Annotated in this window: 10 protein-coding genes and 1 pseudogene; 2 read left to right on the top strand and 9 right to left on the bottom strand. The window is 54.4% G+C overall.

The features are described from left to right. Window positions 1–37 precede the first annotated feature (37 nt). The 3 genes and pseudogenes from HH1059_RS09770 to HH1059_RS14120 form a co-directional block, all read right to left on the bottom strand. Window positions 38–1,219, bottom strand: a complete 1,182-nt coding sequence (locus HH1059_RS09770) for a serine hydrolase domain-containing protein (protein WP_231901934.1) — start codon at window positions 1,217–1,219, stop codon at window positions 38–40. 95 nt (window positions 1,220–1,314) lie between these two features. Then, window positions 1,315–2,721 (bottom strand): serine hydrolase domain-containing protein, encoded by a 1,407-nt coding sequence (locus HH1059_RS09765; RefSeq protein ID WP_207148202.1) that lies wholly within the window; start codon window positions 2,719–2,721, stop codon window positions 1,315–1,317. An 18-nt stretch (window positions 2,722–2,739) separates the two neighbouring features. Further along, window positions 2,740–2,886 (bottom strand): annotated as a pseudogene (locus tag HH1059_RS14120) (diguanylate cyclase domain-containing protein); the annotation flags it as partial. 599 nt (window positions 2,887–3,485) lie between these two features. On the opposite strand from HH1059_RS14120, the gene HH1059_RS09755 reads away from it, so the two are divergent. Then, on the top strand, window positions 3,486–3,929 hold the full coding sequence (locus HH1059_RS09755; RefSeq protein WP_096409975.1) for a DUF1523 family protein: 444 nt from the start codon (window positions 3,486–3,488) through the stop codon (window positions 3,927–3,929). A gap of 184 nt (window positions 3,930–4,113) precedes the next feature. Here HH1059_RS09755 and HH1059_RS09750 read toward each other — a convergent pair whose 3' ends face one another. From HH1059_RS09750 to HH1059_RS09740, 3 genes are all read right to left on the bottom strand, one after another. After that, on the bottom strand, window positions 4,114–5,502 hold the full coding sequence (locus HH1059_RS09750) for a dihydrolipoyl dehydrogenase (RefSeq protein WP_096409974.1): 1,389 nt from the start codon (window positions 5,500–5,502) through the stop codon (window positions 4,114–4,116). 155 nt (window positions 5,503–5,657) lie between these two features. After that, complete coding sequence (locus HH1059_RS09745; protein WP_162549487.1) at window positions 5,658–5,990, bottom strand: DUF3006 family protein; 333 nt, start codon at window positions 5,988–5,990, stop codon at window positions 5,658–5,660. Between the two features lie 374 nt (window positions 5,991–6,364). Beyond that, on the bottom strand, window positions 6,365–7,453 hold the full coding sequence (locus tag HH1059_RS09740; protein WP_231901933.1) for an MBL fold metallo-hydrolase: 1,089 nt from the start codon (window positions 7,451–7,453) through the stop codon (window positions 6,365–6,367). A 754-nt stretch (window positions 7,454–8,207) separates the two neighbouring features. Between HH1059_RS09740 and HH1059_RS09735 the strand changes: the two genes are divergently transcribed. Further along, complete coding sequence (locus HH1059_RS09735) at window positions 8,208–9,812, top strand: Na/Pi cotransporter family protein (protein WP_096409971.1); 1,605 nt, start codon at window positions 8,208–8,210, stop codon at window positions 9,810–9,812. 4 nt (window positions 9,813–9,816) lie between these two features. Here HH1059_RS09735 and HH1059_RS09730 read toward each other — a convergent pair whose 3' ends face one another. The 3 genes from HH1059_RS09730 to HH1059_RS09720 are packed head-to-tail and all read right to left on the bottom strand — an operon-like array spanning window position 9,817 to window position 13,321. Beyond that, entirely contained in the window at window positions 9,817–10,272 is a 456-nt protein-coding gene (locus HH1059_RS09730) for a YaiI/YqxD family protein (protein WP_096409970.1), read from the bottom strand. Window positions 10,273–10,295: 23 nt separating this feature from the next. Beyond that, window positions 10,296–10,520, bottom strand: coding sequence for a hypothetical protein (locus HH1059_RS09725; protein WP_096409969.1), 225 nt, complete (start codon window positions 10,518–10,520; stop codon window positions 10,296–10,298). Further along, complete coding sequence (locus HH1059_RS09720; RefSeq protein WP_162549485.1) at window positions 10,511–13,321, bottom strand: EAL domain-containing protein; 2,811 nt, start codon at window positions 13,319–13,321, stop codon at window positions 10,511–10,513. Before HH1059_RS09720 ends, HH1059_RS09725 begins: the two co-directional genes overlap by 10 nt. Window positions 13,322–14,126 lie beyond the last annotated feature (805 nt).

The following is a 14,126-nucleotide window of genomic DNA, read 5'->3' as shown; positions in this document are numbered from 1 at the left end:
TTAATAAAAATCTGGACCAGCGTCTTAGTTGGGATACTCAGGTTTCAGAGCCGGCAGTGCGCAGCTCTTTAACGAGTTGTGGCACCCACTTGAACGGTACTGCTGGGGCTGTCAGTTGATCTACTGTCCCGGTTAGGTATAAATCGGCATCGGGGGCATAGAAGAGCCAAGATCCTGAAAGTCCGGTATGGCCGATCAAAGGCGGGGAATAAATGAAGGGCTCTAGAAAACGCGGGCTCTTGAACCGCATCATGGCTAATCCGTACTCGATGGGCCAGGATGGTGCCCTGCGTATAAGAGAGAACTTAAAGGGGTTCCAGTGCTGCCACATCAGCCCTGCGGTGGCAGGATCATCAAATAGCTCCCCGGTAATGAGCGCTCGCAAGAAAATCAGGGTCTCGTCGGCGGTGCTAAACAAGTCCCGAAACGATTGCAAGGCAAGAGGTTTGTCCAGCGGCTCTGCTCCCGCCCACGGCAATGCTGCAAGTGGTGTAGACGTATCTAAATGCGTTCCAGGGTGCCATGTTTGGGTTAAGCCAAGTGGCTCATAGATTAGCCGAGCAAATGCCTCATGGATTGGTCTGCGGGTAGCAGCTTCAATCACGGCCATGAGCAGCTGAAAGTTGGTGTCCGAATAGCGGATAGTGTGCCTGTTATCATCAAAGGGCCGGGGATTAAAGTGGGCTTCTCCTGCCGCCCGGGCCATCTCGATCACATCTGCGGTGTTCCAGCTCAGGTCATCCTGTTCTAAGACCCTATCAAGTAGCGCCTTTTTGCCTTTGGGTGCCGCGAATATGTATTCCGGAAGACCGGAGGTGTGTCCTAGAAGGTGTCGCAAGGTAAGTTCGGCAGTGCGATCAATGCCCCGACGCATATGGAGACCCGACAGCTGCCGGGCAGGTAGGTGGTAAATTAGTGAATCGTCAATGGACAGCTGGCCCTGTTCATGCAGGCGTAGGACCGCTGCGCCGATGTATAGCTTAGTCACGCTGGCTAGGAAGTAGGGCGTCTGCGCTGTCATCAACCCCCCGGTCGCATCTGCACTGCCGGCAGCGCCGATCCAGCGGTAAGAGCAGTCACCGGCTTCGACCCCAACTATAGCGTGCCGAACTCCACGCACAGCGGCCAGGTCTTGTACTGTGCTTTCCAGCAGGGCATTGACAGCGGGTGGGACTCTCCCTAGCTGAATGGAATCGACCATCTTATTTGCGAGAGTCACATTTATTGCCTCTCAGTTTCAGCCTGACTAATGCAGCATACTCAGCTGAGTTGCCTAAAAGATGGTAGTGAGTACCATCCGGACCGCTCGACTAATCACATTTTTGCGCGATGCAACCATCGTCCAAATAAGTGTACCCCCTTGGTTTCACCATCACTATTACAATCAAAATATCCGGTCATGCCTTGAAATAAACCGCTTTTGAATACATAGCGATGCGTATCTTCATCCACAAGCCCTGCTTGTAGAGTCATTGGGTGAGATAGTGAAGCCTCGTCTGCCTCGGTAGCTTGCTCAACCAGTTGCGGGTCATTATTCACACTTAAAACCAGCTCCCCTGCTTCATCTACATCCACCCGGCAACACATTCCTCTAGCGCGATATTCTCCTGCATACGCAGTGAGTCTAGCTGAGTCCACTGACTTTGGCTTAGGGGGTTCCTCGATAATCCCAGTGCAAGATGCGAGTACTTGTTGCCGGAGTTCCCGGTTCATGGCTAAACCAACAGGGCTGGCATTGGTCAGCAGAGCAAGGGCCCAATCGTAATCAGGGAGAAGAGAGAGGCTGGCTTCTTGGCCAGGTGTACTGCCGCTATGACTCACTAGCCAAGTGTCACCGAGATTGCTTAGGAACCAACCGATACCCATTGCATCGCCAAACGCCCCACCAGGGGTGTGGACCGTGGGAGTTCGCATAGCGGAAAGCTTCGAAAAACTCAACTCTCGTAAGCCATCTCCCCGAAAAGAGTCACCTGCATGAAAACGCCCCCAGGCGAGCAGATCCGCGATACTGGTGCTGATGCCTCCCGCCGGCGCGCTGTTGCGCGGCAATCCCCAGGGTCTGGCGATCTGTAATCTATCATCCTCTGCAGGCGTGTGGCCGACGGCAAACCGGCGCGTCATGATCTCATCGCGTGAAAAAAAGGACTCGCGAAAACCTAAGGGCTGAAGGAGCATACTGCGGATTGCCCTTTCGTATGTCTCTCCGGTAACTTTTTCGATAACACGGCCGGCAAGGCTAAAAGCTGCGTTGTTATAGGAGAAGACTTTGCCGGGTGACGTTAGCTGCGTGAGTTCGTTGAAACGGCACACGAAACGCGCCAGTGCATCATCGCCTTCGCCTGTATCCGGGAAGAAATCGCCTTCCCAGCCTGCAGTATGGTTTAAGAGTTGTTGGAGCGTTACTTGTTTAGCTGCCGACTCATCCGCTAGGCGTAACTCAGGAATATAGCGGCGCACCGGTGATTGCAGATCTACACGCCCCTCAGACTCCAACATAAGCAATGCGGTCGCTGTAAATGTCTTGCCGATTGAGCCCGACTGGAAGAGTGTGTGATTGTCGATCGGCAGAGGGTTTTCGGTGCTGGTGACTCCGTGGTGGGCGTACACCGTCTTGCCCTTGTGCCACAGGCCGGCAGCTACGCCTGGGATGCCGAACTTGTTTGCGAACTCGGCGATTAATTCTCGAAATTCATAATATTTCACGGACGTAGCCTCCCCCAAGGGCTTACCATGTGATGTTTAACTGCGTTTTTCTTGCCAGACTATAACTTGGTTGCGACCCTTCTGCTTGGCCTCGTACATCGCCTGATCTGACCTTGATATAAGGCTCTGTAATGACAGGCCCGCAGCCATAGCGGCAACACCTACGCTCACGGTAACCCGAACGGGATCACCCTCTTTTCCGGAGCACGGTCATCTGGGTGGACAATGGAAAAGAACCTCTCAATGCTCGGGGTGAAGTTCCATCAACATTCGCGGTTTGGTGCTGATAACCAAGCGGACTCGCACCGTAGGTATGCCACTGCCCGCCTCTTGAGATTTATCTTACCAGGCCCTCAGTGCAAGTAAGTTTGAAGTCTGATTATTGGTGTCTGTAAAAGCTCCGGGTATAGGTTCCTCTATGCACCTGAAAAGATCCACTCAAGACTCTATGCTATCATCGCGGTTGATCCATGGCTTTAGTTACCATATAGATCACAGGGGGTTCCCTCGGAGACTGGTGCTCACTGCGTCTTCCTTCCTAGGCAGTCAATGAGTAGCTCCGGGGAAGTTTTAGAGGCGTTCATATAGCCCTCAAGCATCGCGCTTCTTAAAGAGCCTCTATAAACTCCCCATGCGAGCCTATCTTCCTCGGTGTGGAGGGCGCCGTGAATCCGTCCCTGGAGGCTTCATGGCGCCAAGACCTCCACACCGAGGAAGCTAGGCTCGCATGGGGGGTTTGTAGAGGGCCTTCTTAGGTGCATTTTGGGTTGTAAGGAGATGTCATGAGTGAAGAAGTCTTTTATAGTTTACGTTCAGCACATCCGGCTATTCGGTTTTTCTTCGGTAATTTTGCCAGAATACGAAACACGGTGATTGGCGCTGCTCTCACTTTTTTTGTTGTTATTCCAGGATGTTACAATCATGCTACTATTAACACATTAACTACCGAAGTAACCAGGGTGGAGAATGTCGGCGGTGATGAAACTGCCCACTATCGCGTATATACACCGAAGGGGCAATTTGTGAATAGAGATTCAATGTGGCATTTGCATTTTAATTCCAGTGACTTAACGGAGAAGTTAGATAGGGCCGCCAAACATGATCTTGAAGTCGAGATCAAATATTATGGAATAAGATTCCCTCTGGTAAGCGCATATCCCAACATAGTGGATGTAGAGTTTGTTGAATATGATTCACTACAGGATGTTGAGGATGAACTAGATTGATTAATGGGCAGTGAAGCAGGAGAAAATCCAGAACTTCTTTAGTCAGCCTCTAAGGGGACCTCTAAAAACTTCGCCGGCGCCACCATCCGCCCCGGTGTGTAGGTCTTGGCGCCAGGGATGGCGCCATGAAGCCATCTAGTGATAGGTTCACGACGCCATCCACACCGGGGGTATGGTTTATTAACTAGTGCTGCATCTTCTGCTGCAGGTCGCTGAGGGCATTACGAATGCTCGTCTCCAAAACCGGATGGTAGTAGGGCAGATCAAGCATCTGCCCGACGCTCATGCCACTGTCAACGGCCCAGGCTAGCAGGTGTCCTAAGTGTTCGGCGCGTGGCCCGAGGACCTCGGCCCCCAAGAAGGCGCCATCAGAGGGCCGTCCGTAAAAGCGCATGAGCCCACGGTTTGCACGCATCACCATGGCTCGGGGATGAGCGGAGAAGCTGAACTCGCCTACAGCGTAGTCGGTGTCGGGTAGATCGGCGTAGCGCATCCCTACCAACGCCATTTGAGGTTCAGTGAAGACTATGCTCATGGGTGGGTGGCGGCGTCCCGGCTCGACTTTTGGGTAGCGACCGGCGTTGTTCCCGGCGATCTCGCCCTCATCAAAGGCGTCGGGCATTACCGGGTGTTCGTTGTTGGCATCGCCAGCGATGAAGATCGGCTTATCGCCGCATTGCATGGTGTAGCGGTCAAAGTCGGGCACGCCGTCTTTATTAAGGTTTAAGCCGGTCGTCTCTAGGCCTAGTTTGTCTATGTTAGGGCGGCGCCCGGTGGCGGCGAGCAGGTACTCGAAGCGCTCTTCCACACTGTCACCGTTCTTATCTTTGAAGCGCACCAAGACCTGATCACCCTCGCGGCTTAGGGAGTCGACTTGCGCGTCGGTGTCGAGGTCTAGCTCCTCAGCAAAGATACCTTCCGCGGCTTCCTTGACGCTCGGGTCGGTCAACGGTCCCAGGAAACCACCGACTCCGAAGATGCGCACGCGGACGCCGAGCCGATGAAGGGCCTGGCCCAGCTCCATGCCGATAACCCCGGGGCCGAAGACCGCGACTGATTCAGGCAGATCGCTCCACTCGAAAAGATCGTCGTTGACTACGACTCGGTCACCAAGCCCCTCGAACATCGGCAGGACGTTAGGACGGGAGCCGGTAGCGATTACAATGCGCTCGGCACGGATCCGCCGCCCGTCGTCGAGCTTAAGGGTCTGCGCGTCCTCGAACCGGGCATAGCCGTGGATCCGCCGCTCGGCTGGGATCTTCTCGGTATTGCTGACGACGCCGCTGACGAATCGGTCGCGAAGGGTCCGGAGGCGCTCCATAACTTTGGCGCCGTTGATCTTAACCGAGTCGGCGTAGACGCCGAGATCGCCTGCTTCCTGAGCAGTGTGGGCAGAGTCTGCGGCGGCTATGAGCAGCTTGCTGGGCATGCAGCCGACGCTGGCACATGTGGTTCCGTAGCGTCCGCCCTCTATCAGTAGTACCCGGTTGGTGTGGGCAGCAGCTGCTCGGTAGGCGCGCAATCCGGCACTGCCAGCGCCGATAACAGCTACATCGGTCTCCAAATCTGTCATTGCAGCCTCTCTAGTTGCAAGCCAGTGATGGGCTTATTCAGCATGAATGGTTGCTTTTATAAGAATATATTTATTAGCCGAGGATAGGCTTGCGTGACAGCATTGTCAAACTAGCTGGGCGTTTTGCCAGGTGATCAAAAAAATTAATTGCTAATTCAGTCTGTTGAGCGTTGTCTTAGGAGGTCCAGCTTATTTCGAACACGCCCTTGGCGGGCTTTTGTTGTGGCGGTATCGACGCCAATGCTTACCGCCTCCAGTCCCGCGGTTAACGGCCCAGTAAGGAGCAATGATGTGCCAGGTATGGCCCCTTCGGGGAGGCGCCGGGCATCTATCTCGTAAATATTCCCTGCAGAGCCTACCAATAGTCGGGCAATTCCTTCGTCGATAGCATCAACGCTTGCTTCATGCCAGTTTTCATCGGTTTTTGCCGGGTCGTCATGTTGCTCGTGGGCGGGGTTGGTTAATGGCTCCGCTGATTTGGAAGTCATAGTAATTACGCCTGTTGGCCAACAAAGCACAGCTATAAACAGTATTGTTAAGCACTTAGTGCTAAAAGTGCGCAGGTTGTTAGTGTCAGCCTTTACCCGGGCAAGGGCGGTATCTTTCATTGTAAAACTCCTTCCTTGGAGTAGATATTTGTGCATAGCACAATTATTAAGCCATTACCCTCTAGGGCGCCTGTAAAAACCTCCCCGGAGCCACCATCTGCCCCGGTGTGGAGGACGCCGTGAATCCATCCTTGGAGGCTTCATGGCGCCATCCCTGGCGCCAAGACCTCCAAGCCGGGGCAGATGGTTGCTCCGGGGAGGTTTTACAGGTGCCCTCTAGATGCCTCTGGGTGCAACTTTATCAGGCTCTGCAGCTATTTAATACAAGCACGTCCCTGCTGTTTAATGTCACGCAATCGCCCTGGGCCAATCCCTTGAATGCTATCGAGATCGCTTACCTGTGACCAGGGGCGTTGCTCAATTATCTGTGCGGCACGCTCAGAGCCGATATGGGTTATGCGTTCTAGCTCGTTCGCGCTTGCTTGGTTAAGGTCGATACAATCGACATCCTGTGCGGTTGCTTTGCTATCGTGTGTCTCTTGCTGATCCCCCGGGATGACCTCGCCGCTGCGCTCAGTCTTGATTCGCCAACGGCCATCTGTGCCACAGCGCAGCTGTATGGTGCCGTTAACTCCTGTCCCCAAAAATCCAGCCCCACTAGCCTGAATGCGCTCCACAACCTCGGTGTGGGGGTGACCGTAACGGTTGCCATCGCCGTATTGGGCGACAACTATTTGAGGATCAACGGCATCGAGCCAGGTTTGACTGCTTGAGGTGCGGCTGCCGTGGTGGCCGAGTTCGAGTAGGTCGGCGTCTAAATCAAGCCCGCCGCGTATGATCTCGCGCTCACCGGCGGTTTCAATATCGCCGGTAATAATCGCCGCGCATGGTCCGCGCTCTATGCGCACCACCAGATTACGATCGTGAAGGTGGTTGCCGCGAGTCTGTTCGCCGGGGTGGAGGACGGTTAGGGTTGTGTCGCCGAGCTGCTTGGTGTGGCCCCTGGTTGGTTCACGGTAACTGGCATTCGACTCAAGCGCGGCATCAAGCCAAGCCTCAAAAGTTTGAGTGCCGTGTTCATCGCCGCTAAACCAGATCTTGCCGACTGATTTACGCTGCAGCACTCCGATTTGTCCGCCGATATGGTCGGCGTGAGGATGGGTGGCGATAAGTACATCGATATGCTCGACTGCGTTAGCACGTAGATAGTCAGCGACGTCATAGCGGGGGGTGCCGCCGTCGATAAGAGTATGGTAGCCATCGGCGTGAATGTAAGCGGCGTCGCCTTGGCCGATGTCAATGAAGTCGATGGCCAGCTCTGCTGCAGTATGCAAGGGCAATAAGGATGCCCCGATAGTTAGCAAACTTAGGATTTTCTTCTTTTTCTGTGAGATTGCTAACATCTTGGTATTTGGCTGCATGAAAAGAGTCAATCCAGAGAGCTCAAAGGGCTCCTCCGGGGAGTCTTTAAATTCCCCCTGAGCCACTCCAACTGCCCCGGTGTGGAGGACGCCGTAGATCGATCCCTGGAGGCTTCATGGCGCCATCCCTGGCGCCAAGACCTCCACACCGGGGCAGTTGGAGTGGCTCAGGGGGAATTTAAAGACTCCCCGGAGACAATTGGCCATTAATGGCCAGTTTTAGAAGCCTCTCAAAGAGTACCTAGAAAATCTCTGCACAAGCAAACTGCCGATAAGCTGATGTCTCCTTTGAATTGTACAAGCAAATTATGTAAACTTCCGCACGTTATCAAGAAGTCCTAAGAGGTAACCAGCAAAGAGCTGATGGGCGATCCAAGTAGTCGAAGTACAAACTGGACCCGAGCTAACCGTTTTGACGGAGCTCGCCGGGTCGGAATGCCTGCCTGAACCCTCCCTCCCTTTCGGGTTAATGCCTCCAGGTTGGCCCCGGCCTGGAGAACTCCTCAAAACTTTTTGGTGTGATTTGCAGCAGCAGATGTGCTGATCTGCATCACTATCTGTTGTGGTTTTTAGCTGCAGATAAAGTGGCTCCGAGAAAGTTTCAGATACTCCCTTAAGGGATTTTTGTTAAGTAAGCAAAACCGTCTGGATCAAAATGAAGGGAGCGGGGGTAGTTGCTATGCCTCCGGCGTTGGTATTCAACCGTGTGGTTTAATTTAGGGACGAGGCAAGGCAGTTGATCGATCTCATAGCCGGAATCTTGCTTGTTATATTTGGCTTAAACTTCCTGCGCAGGGGGTTTGCGCGGGCTATGGGGGGTGACCTGCTCGACTGGTTGCAAGGGTTTACCCGCACTCGCGTCCGAGCACTCGCCGGCGGGGTGGCGGGTGGTGCCCTTATGCCTTCCTCCACTGCCACTGCTATGCTCTCGGTGCAGATGACGCGGCGTGGCAGCGTCTCTTGGCGGAATGCACTAGCGGTGTTGCTCGGCGCTCAACTCGGCAGTACGGTGCTGGTTCAGCTAGTCTCTTTTGACCTCCAAGATTATGACAGCCTGTTCTTTGCTGTGGGAGCGTTTCTTTTTCTCTTCTTGGAGGCGCGGCGGCTCCGTGGGGTTGGCCAGTCCTTGTTGGCCTTCGGTTTTATTCTCCTGGGTATGGGGCTGCTAAGCGATGCAGCCGTTACTCTAGGCTCGGATCCAGCTGTAGAAGCTCTTTTTGAAGCCCTAGCGCAGCTGCCGCTGCTGCTTATGATCGCAGCTATGCTGCTAACCCTGCTGGTTCAGAGTGCAACCGCCTCCATTGCAGTGGCGCTGGCCTTGGTGGCAGGTGGGCAGATTAGTCTGGAGATGCTGTTGCTCTGGGTTTTGGGGGCTAACATCGGCCTGTGTTTGACTGTGTTGATCGCCGGCTGGGCAGATGTGCATGGTCGCCGTCTAGGGTTGGCTGTGCTTATGGTCAAGGTGCCCCTGGCGATAGCTCTAGCTTTGATCTTGTTCACCCTTCCAGCGCTGCAGCCGCAAGACTGGATAGGGGGCATGCCGCAGCAGGCCGCTTGGGCTCACACGCTTTTCAATGCATTGGCCTGCTTGGCAGTTCTGGCTGTGCCGACCCTGGAGCGCCTAGTCAGCGCCCTTACTCCCGAGCCGGAAAGCCCGGGGCGGCCCACTATTGCGCGCCTCGACCCTTTATTACTGCAAAACCATACCCTGGCTATCAATGCCGCTATGCGCGAAACCTTGCGGGTGTTCGATTCCTTACATCTGACTGGGGAGAGCGTTATGCAGGGGCTGCGCCAGGGCCATTTATCTGCTGAATTGGCCGCGGAAATCGATAATCGTTCACGCGAAATCCAGCAGGTATGCAGCGAGCTGACCGAGTTTCTAGACGCCATCGCCGACGACTCGCTGAGTCCAGAAGATCAAGCATTGAAAGATACCCTAGATGATTTTATGCGTGAGGTGCCGATGATTGTGCGCACCCTCGGTCACGAAATGCATGACCAAGTTGGCCGCCTGTTAGAGTACGATCGCAGTGCGGTAGAAGTTGCCCGACCGCTGATTCTCGAAGCCGCAGCACGCTTTACCAAGCAAATGAATACCGTGGCTCGGATGCTCTTGCGCGAGCGCCCCGACTTAGGGCGTAAGATTTTAACTCGTAAGCAGGAGATCAGTCGCTGGCTGATCCATACCAAGCGCTATCAGCCTGGTCTGCCTTATCCAGCTTGGGAGGTATTAGACGGCTTCCAACAGCTTAACCGACGCCTGAGCGGGGTGGTCTATGTCTATTGCCACGAAGAGATGGGGGCTGAAGAAGATAGCCTTATGGATAAAGATGGTTAAACTGCTATATGTCTTTATCGCGCTGAGCGAGGATGCGATCTAGCTGATTAGCGAATGCTTGCCGGTCGCGCTGGCTAAGCGCTGCAGCTCCGCCGGTCTCAACTCCACTAGCGCGCATGGTGTCCATGAAATCGCGCATGTTAAGCCGTTCCCTGACGGTCTCCGAGGTATACAATTCACCGCGGGGGTTCAGCGCTAGGGCGCCAGCCTCTATAATCTCAGCGGCCAGAGGTATGTCGGCGGTCACGACCAGATCCCCTGGCGCGGCGCTTTGTACTATCTTGTGGTCGGCCACATCGAATCCGGCGCCAACCTGTATGGATTTTATCACCTGCGATGGCGGAACGCGGATGGCGTGGTTAGCCACTAGGATTAGTTCCACCCGAGTCCTTTCGGCAGCCCGGAAGAGGATCTCGCGAATCACCACCGGACAGGCATCGGCATCAACCCATATTCTCATATTATGTTTAGTTCTCGACGTTGCTAAAACTGAATCCTCGCAAGTTCCTCGTTGAGTTGTTCAACGAGCCTCTTTTGTTTCTCGACCGCTTGCTGGACACGCTCGAAGCTGTTCTGGGTCTCATTGGCGACATCCCGGATATTGGTGATGTTGCGATTGATCTCCTCTGCTGTCGAGGATTGCTCCACGCCGGGGTGGATGATAACTCCGGGTAGGTTTGTATAGGAAAAAGGAGTAGTTAGCAGCATAAGAGCAGTGCATCCAAAGGCGCCGGCCGGGCGTAGTAAAATCCTTGTCCTCTTTCGCACCCCGCCTCGCGCAGGTAAGCCTCCTGCTCCCTAGTTTCAATCCCCTCGGCGACTACGGTCAGTCCTAGGCTTTGGCCCAAGGCGAGTATGGCATCGGTGATGGTAGTGGCGCGGGATTCGTGTTCCAAGGCGTGAATGAAGGAGCGATCGATCTTGATCCTGTCGACGGGAAGGTCCTTGAGGTAGCTCAGTGCCGAGTAGCCGGTACCGAAGTCATCCACCGCCACCGAAACACCATGCCGGCGCAATCGCTCTAAGGTCTCGACGGTCTTAGGATCTGTGTTGACCCAGAGGCTTTCGGTAATCTCCAATTCCAGGCAGCTCGGGGGTAGCGAGGTGCGCTCAAGGGTCTCAAGCACGCGGTCAGTGAAGGCCGGTTCAGCCAGTTCAGGCGCAGTTATGTTGACCGCCACGCTGCCCCAGTCGTGTCCCTTTGCGCGCAGTTCCTGATATTCTCGGCAGGCTCGCTCAAGGACCCATGTCCCTAGGCGGCCAATGAGACCGCTGCGTTCGGCTACCGGAATGAAACGCGCTGGCGAAATAGGTCCATGATCCGGGTGATCCCAGCGTAAGAGGGCTTCAAGGCCACACCAGCGGCCAGAGACGAGGTCTACCTGCGGTTGGTAGTGGATCACAAATTGGTCCGCATCAAGTGCGCGGCGCATATCGGAGGCAAGTTGTACATGGTCGCGGGCACGTTGCGTAAGCTCCTCACTGTAGAAGCGGCATCCAACGCCCTCGCGCTTGGCTTCACGCAGGGCGGCGTTGGCCTGCTCCATGATTGTGGCGGCGCTGGCCGGTTCCTGTGCGGCAATGCCAACGCCGAGGCACATGGAGAGCGGAATCTCAGTGCCATCAAACGGTACCGGTTCCTCCACAGTGGCTAGAAGCCGTTCAGCGGCGATTGCTGCCTCGTCTGGGTTTCTAAGTTGCGGTAACAGAACTGCGAACTCATCGCCACTCAGTCTGGCAACGGTAGCCGTCTGGTCCACTGCCTCACCAAAGCGCTTGCCGATGAGCCGGAGGGCGTGATCACCGGCCGCGTGCCCCAGGCTGTAATTGAGTTCCCCAAAACTGCGGAAATCTGCAAGGAGTACGGCCAATATACTGTTATTGTGTTTTTGGCGCAGGGCCTGTTCCAGGCGGCTCCAAAAGAGCGTGCGGTTGGGTAGTTCGGTTAGTGGGTCAACATACAGGATGTGCTCGAGCTGCTGCTGGTACTCCTTGATGTCAGTGGTTTCGGCGAAGATGATTACATAGTAGGTTTGGTTGTATTGCTCGTCGTGCAGCTTGCGGATGGTTGTCCATTCGGAATAAATCTTCCCGTCTCGGCGACGCCCCCACATCTCGCCGGTCCATGTGCCGAGTTCATCTACTGCCTGCCACAGGGCCTCAAAAAAGGCTTCATCGTGGTAGCCAGACTCCAGTAGGTCCTGCGGGCGCCACCCTATGGCTTGCTCCTCGGGATAGCCGGTAATCTCGGTAAAGGCGCGGTTGGTGGTGATGATACGGGCGTCACTGTCAGCGATGACAATCCCTTCTCGCGACTCCTCGAAAATTATTGCCGCTTGCTGGAGTTCTTGTTCACGCAGACGCAGCTCATGTTCAGTATGTTTAAGCTGCTCAATTTCGACATGGGTGCCTATCAGCAGCTGTGGTCGGCCATCCGGGGTGTGCTTGACGATTTGGCCTCTCGCCTGTACCCAAAGCCAGCTGCCATCAGCGCGATAGTAGCGATATTCGATGGTGAAGGGGGTGCCTTGCTTGATATGCTCCAGGACTACAGGCTCGACCTCAGCCAGATCTTCGGGGTGCACCTGTGCTCGCCAGTCGGAAAACCTTAGTCGCTGTTTCGAGGTTAGATCGTAACCGAGCATGCGCCAGGTAGCCTCGTCCCAGTGGACTTCGTCGTGCTCGGGATTCCACTCCCAGATCCCAAATCGGGCTGCCTCTTGGGCCATGCGGTAACGCTCCCGCTCTGCTGCCTGCTCGCTAAGGTCCATGCAGACTCCGATTACGCCAACCAATTGGTGTTCTTCATCATGGATTGGGACTAGGTTTAGCAGGGCCGGGAACTCAGTCCCGGAGCGGTGTACGTGTCTAACCTCTTCGGCTACTTCCTGACCGGTTTGGTGCAGACGTTCTATGAGGTCGGCAGGGATACTCTGTTCCCCATCAGGGTAGAGCACGTTTACGCTCTGTCCGATGAGTTCTTCGCGCGGGTAGCCAAATAGTGCCTCTGCCCCCAGGCTGGCATCTTGGATTACGCCGTCTAGGCCGCCCTGGATCAGGCTGATTTTGCTTGTTCGGTAAAAAATGGTATCGAGTTGGCGTTGGCGCTCGAGCAGCGCCTGTAATGTCTCCTGATAATCGGTGATATCCTGTTCAAGGCATATTAATCGGTGAGGCTCTCCTTGCGCATCGCTCTCCACCCGTCCCACCGAGCGAAAATGCCGGAGAAGTCCGTCATTGCGTATTATACGGTAAGTCAAATTCCATGGTTGAGGGCGCTCGCAAAACTCCCGCAAATGCATCTCAACTCTAGGTAGGTCGTCGGGGTGGACATGCTGGCGCAGAGCATCAAGAGACGAAGCGGTATTGCCGGTATCAGAATCTGTCGAAGGTGAACTGCCGTAAAGGGCAAATAATTGCACATCAGCCTTCACTTGCCCGCTGCACAGGTCGTACTCCCAGAACCCTGCGCAAGCCACTTCTTGGAGCAGCGCAAGCCTAAACTCCATGCTCTCCTGACTGGGACCTTGGTGCTGGCTAGCCTGCCTCGGAAAGCCCTTCCGAGTTTCCATAGGGCGTGTTCTCATCAGTGTTGGGCTTTGGTATCGATCAAATATGACTTTATCACTCGACGAAACATCACTACAAATTAAATCGAATTCAGTTATGCTTATGCTGACTGCGTGTGCTGGCTACGGCAAACCTCAGGAGTAGTCCTGTAAAGATGTTACAAGTGATGAGAAATAGGGCATCCCCAGAAGTTTCGCATTGTTACTCGGAAATAAGTTTGTCGCTCTTAATTCGCATCGGTCGTCAATTGTAAAGAGAATTTCATCTTTGGCCCCTTGAGTTATGCAACAAGGTTGAGTAGGATTGTGCGCGGTATTTGGAAATCTAAGGAGGTAACCAGAAAAGCGCTGATGGACGACCCGAGTAGTCGAAGTACAAATTGGACCCGAGCACACCGTTTTGACGGAGCTTGCCGGGTCGGAAAGCCTGCCTGAAGCCTCCCTCCCTCGCGGATTAGTGCCTCCAGGTCAGGCGCCGACCTGGGGATCTCCTCAAGACATTCAGAGTGTAAGTCGTGGCAGCGGATATAACTATCTGCAGCGTGTGCCTGTTTAGGCTGTTTTGCTGCAGATAAATTGGTCTGTGCTACGTCATTAAAGGGTCTATTTTAGCTCCTGATAAATCAGGGGTGTTAGGGGATTTTTGTCTAAGTATGCAAGATCTGCTTAATTTAGACAAAAACCCCCTCGGGCTCTTTTTTATCAAAAATATCTCGACAGCGAGATAAAGACTCGAGAGGGAGAT

Source organism: Halorhodospira halochloris, assembly GCF_002356555.2.
GTDB lineage: Bacteria > Pseudomonadota > Gammaproteobacteria > Nitrococcales > Halorhodospiraceae > Halorhodospira > Halorhodospira halochloris.
Note: the sequence above shows the minus strand (reverse complement) of the source record. Positions and strands in the feature narration are given on the sequence as shown.

What these genes read in the sequence shown, in the direction of transcription:
- HH1059_RS09720 (WP_162549485.1), bottom strand. Translation starts at nt 13,321, where the DNA reads ATGGAGTTTAGGCTTGCGCTGCTCCAAGAAGTGGCTTGCGCAGGGTTC.
- HH1059_RS09740 (WP_231901933.1), bottom strand. Translation starts at nt 7,453, where the DNA reads ATGTTAGCAATCTCACAGAAAAAGAAGAAAATCCTAAGTTTGCTAACT.
- HH1059_RS09750 (WP_096409974.1), bottom strand. Translation starts at nt 5,502, where the DNA reads ATGACAGATTTGGAGACCGATGTAGCTGTTATCGGCGCTGGCAGTGCC.
- HH1059_RS09725 (WP_096409969.1), bottom strand. Translation starts at nt 10,520, where the DNA reads ATGCTGCTAACTACTCCTTTTTCCTATACAAACCTACCCGGAGTTATC.
- HH1059_RS09745 (WP_162549487.1), bottom strand. Translation starts at nt 5,990, where the DNA reads ATGACTTCCAAATCAGCGGAGCCATTAACCAACCCCGCCCACGAGCAA.
- HH1059_RS09755 (WP_096409975.1), top strand. Translation starts at nt 3,486, where the DNA reads ATGAGTGAAGAAGTCTTTTATAGTTTACGTTCAGCACATCCGGCTATT.
- HH1059_RS09730 (WP_096409970.1), bottom strand. Translation starts at nt 10,272, where the DNA reads ATGAGAATATGGGTTGATGCCGATGCCTGTCCGGTGGTGATTCGCGAG.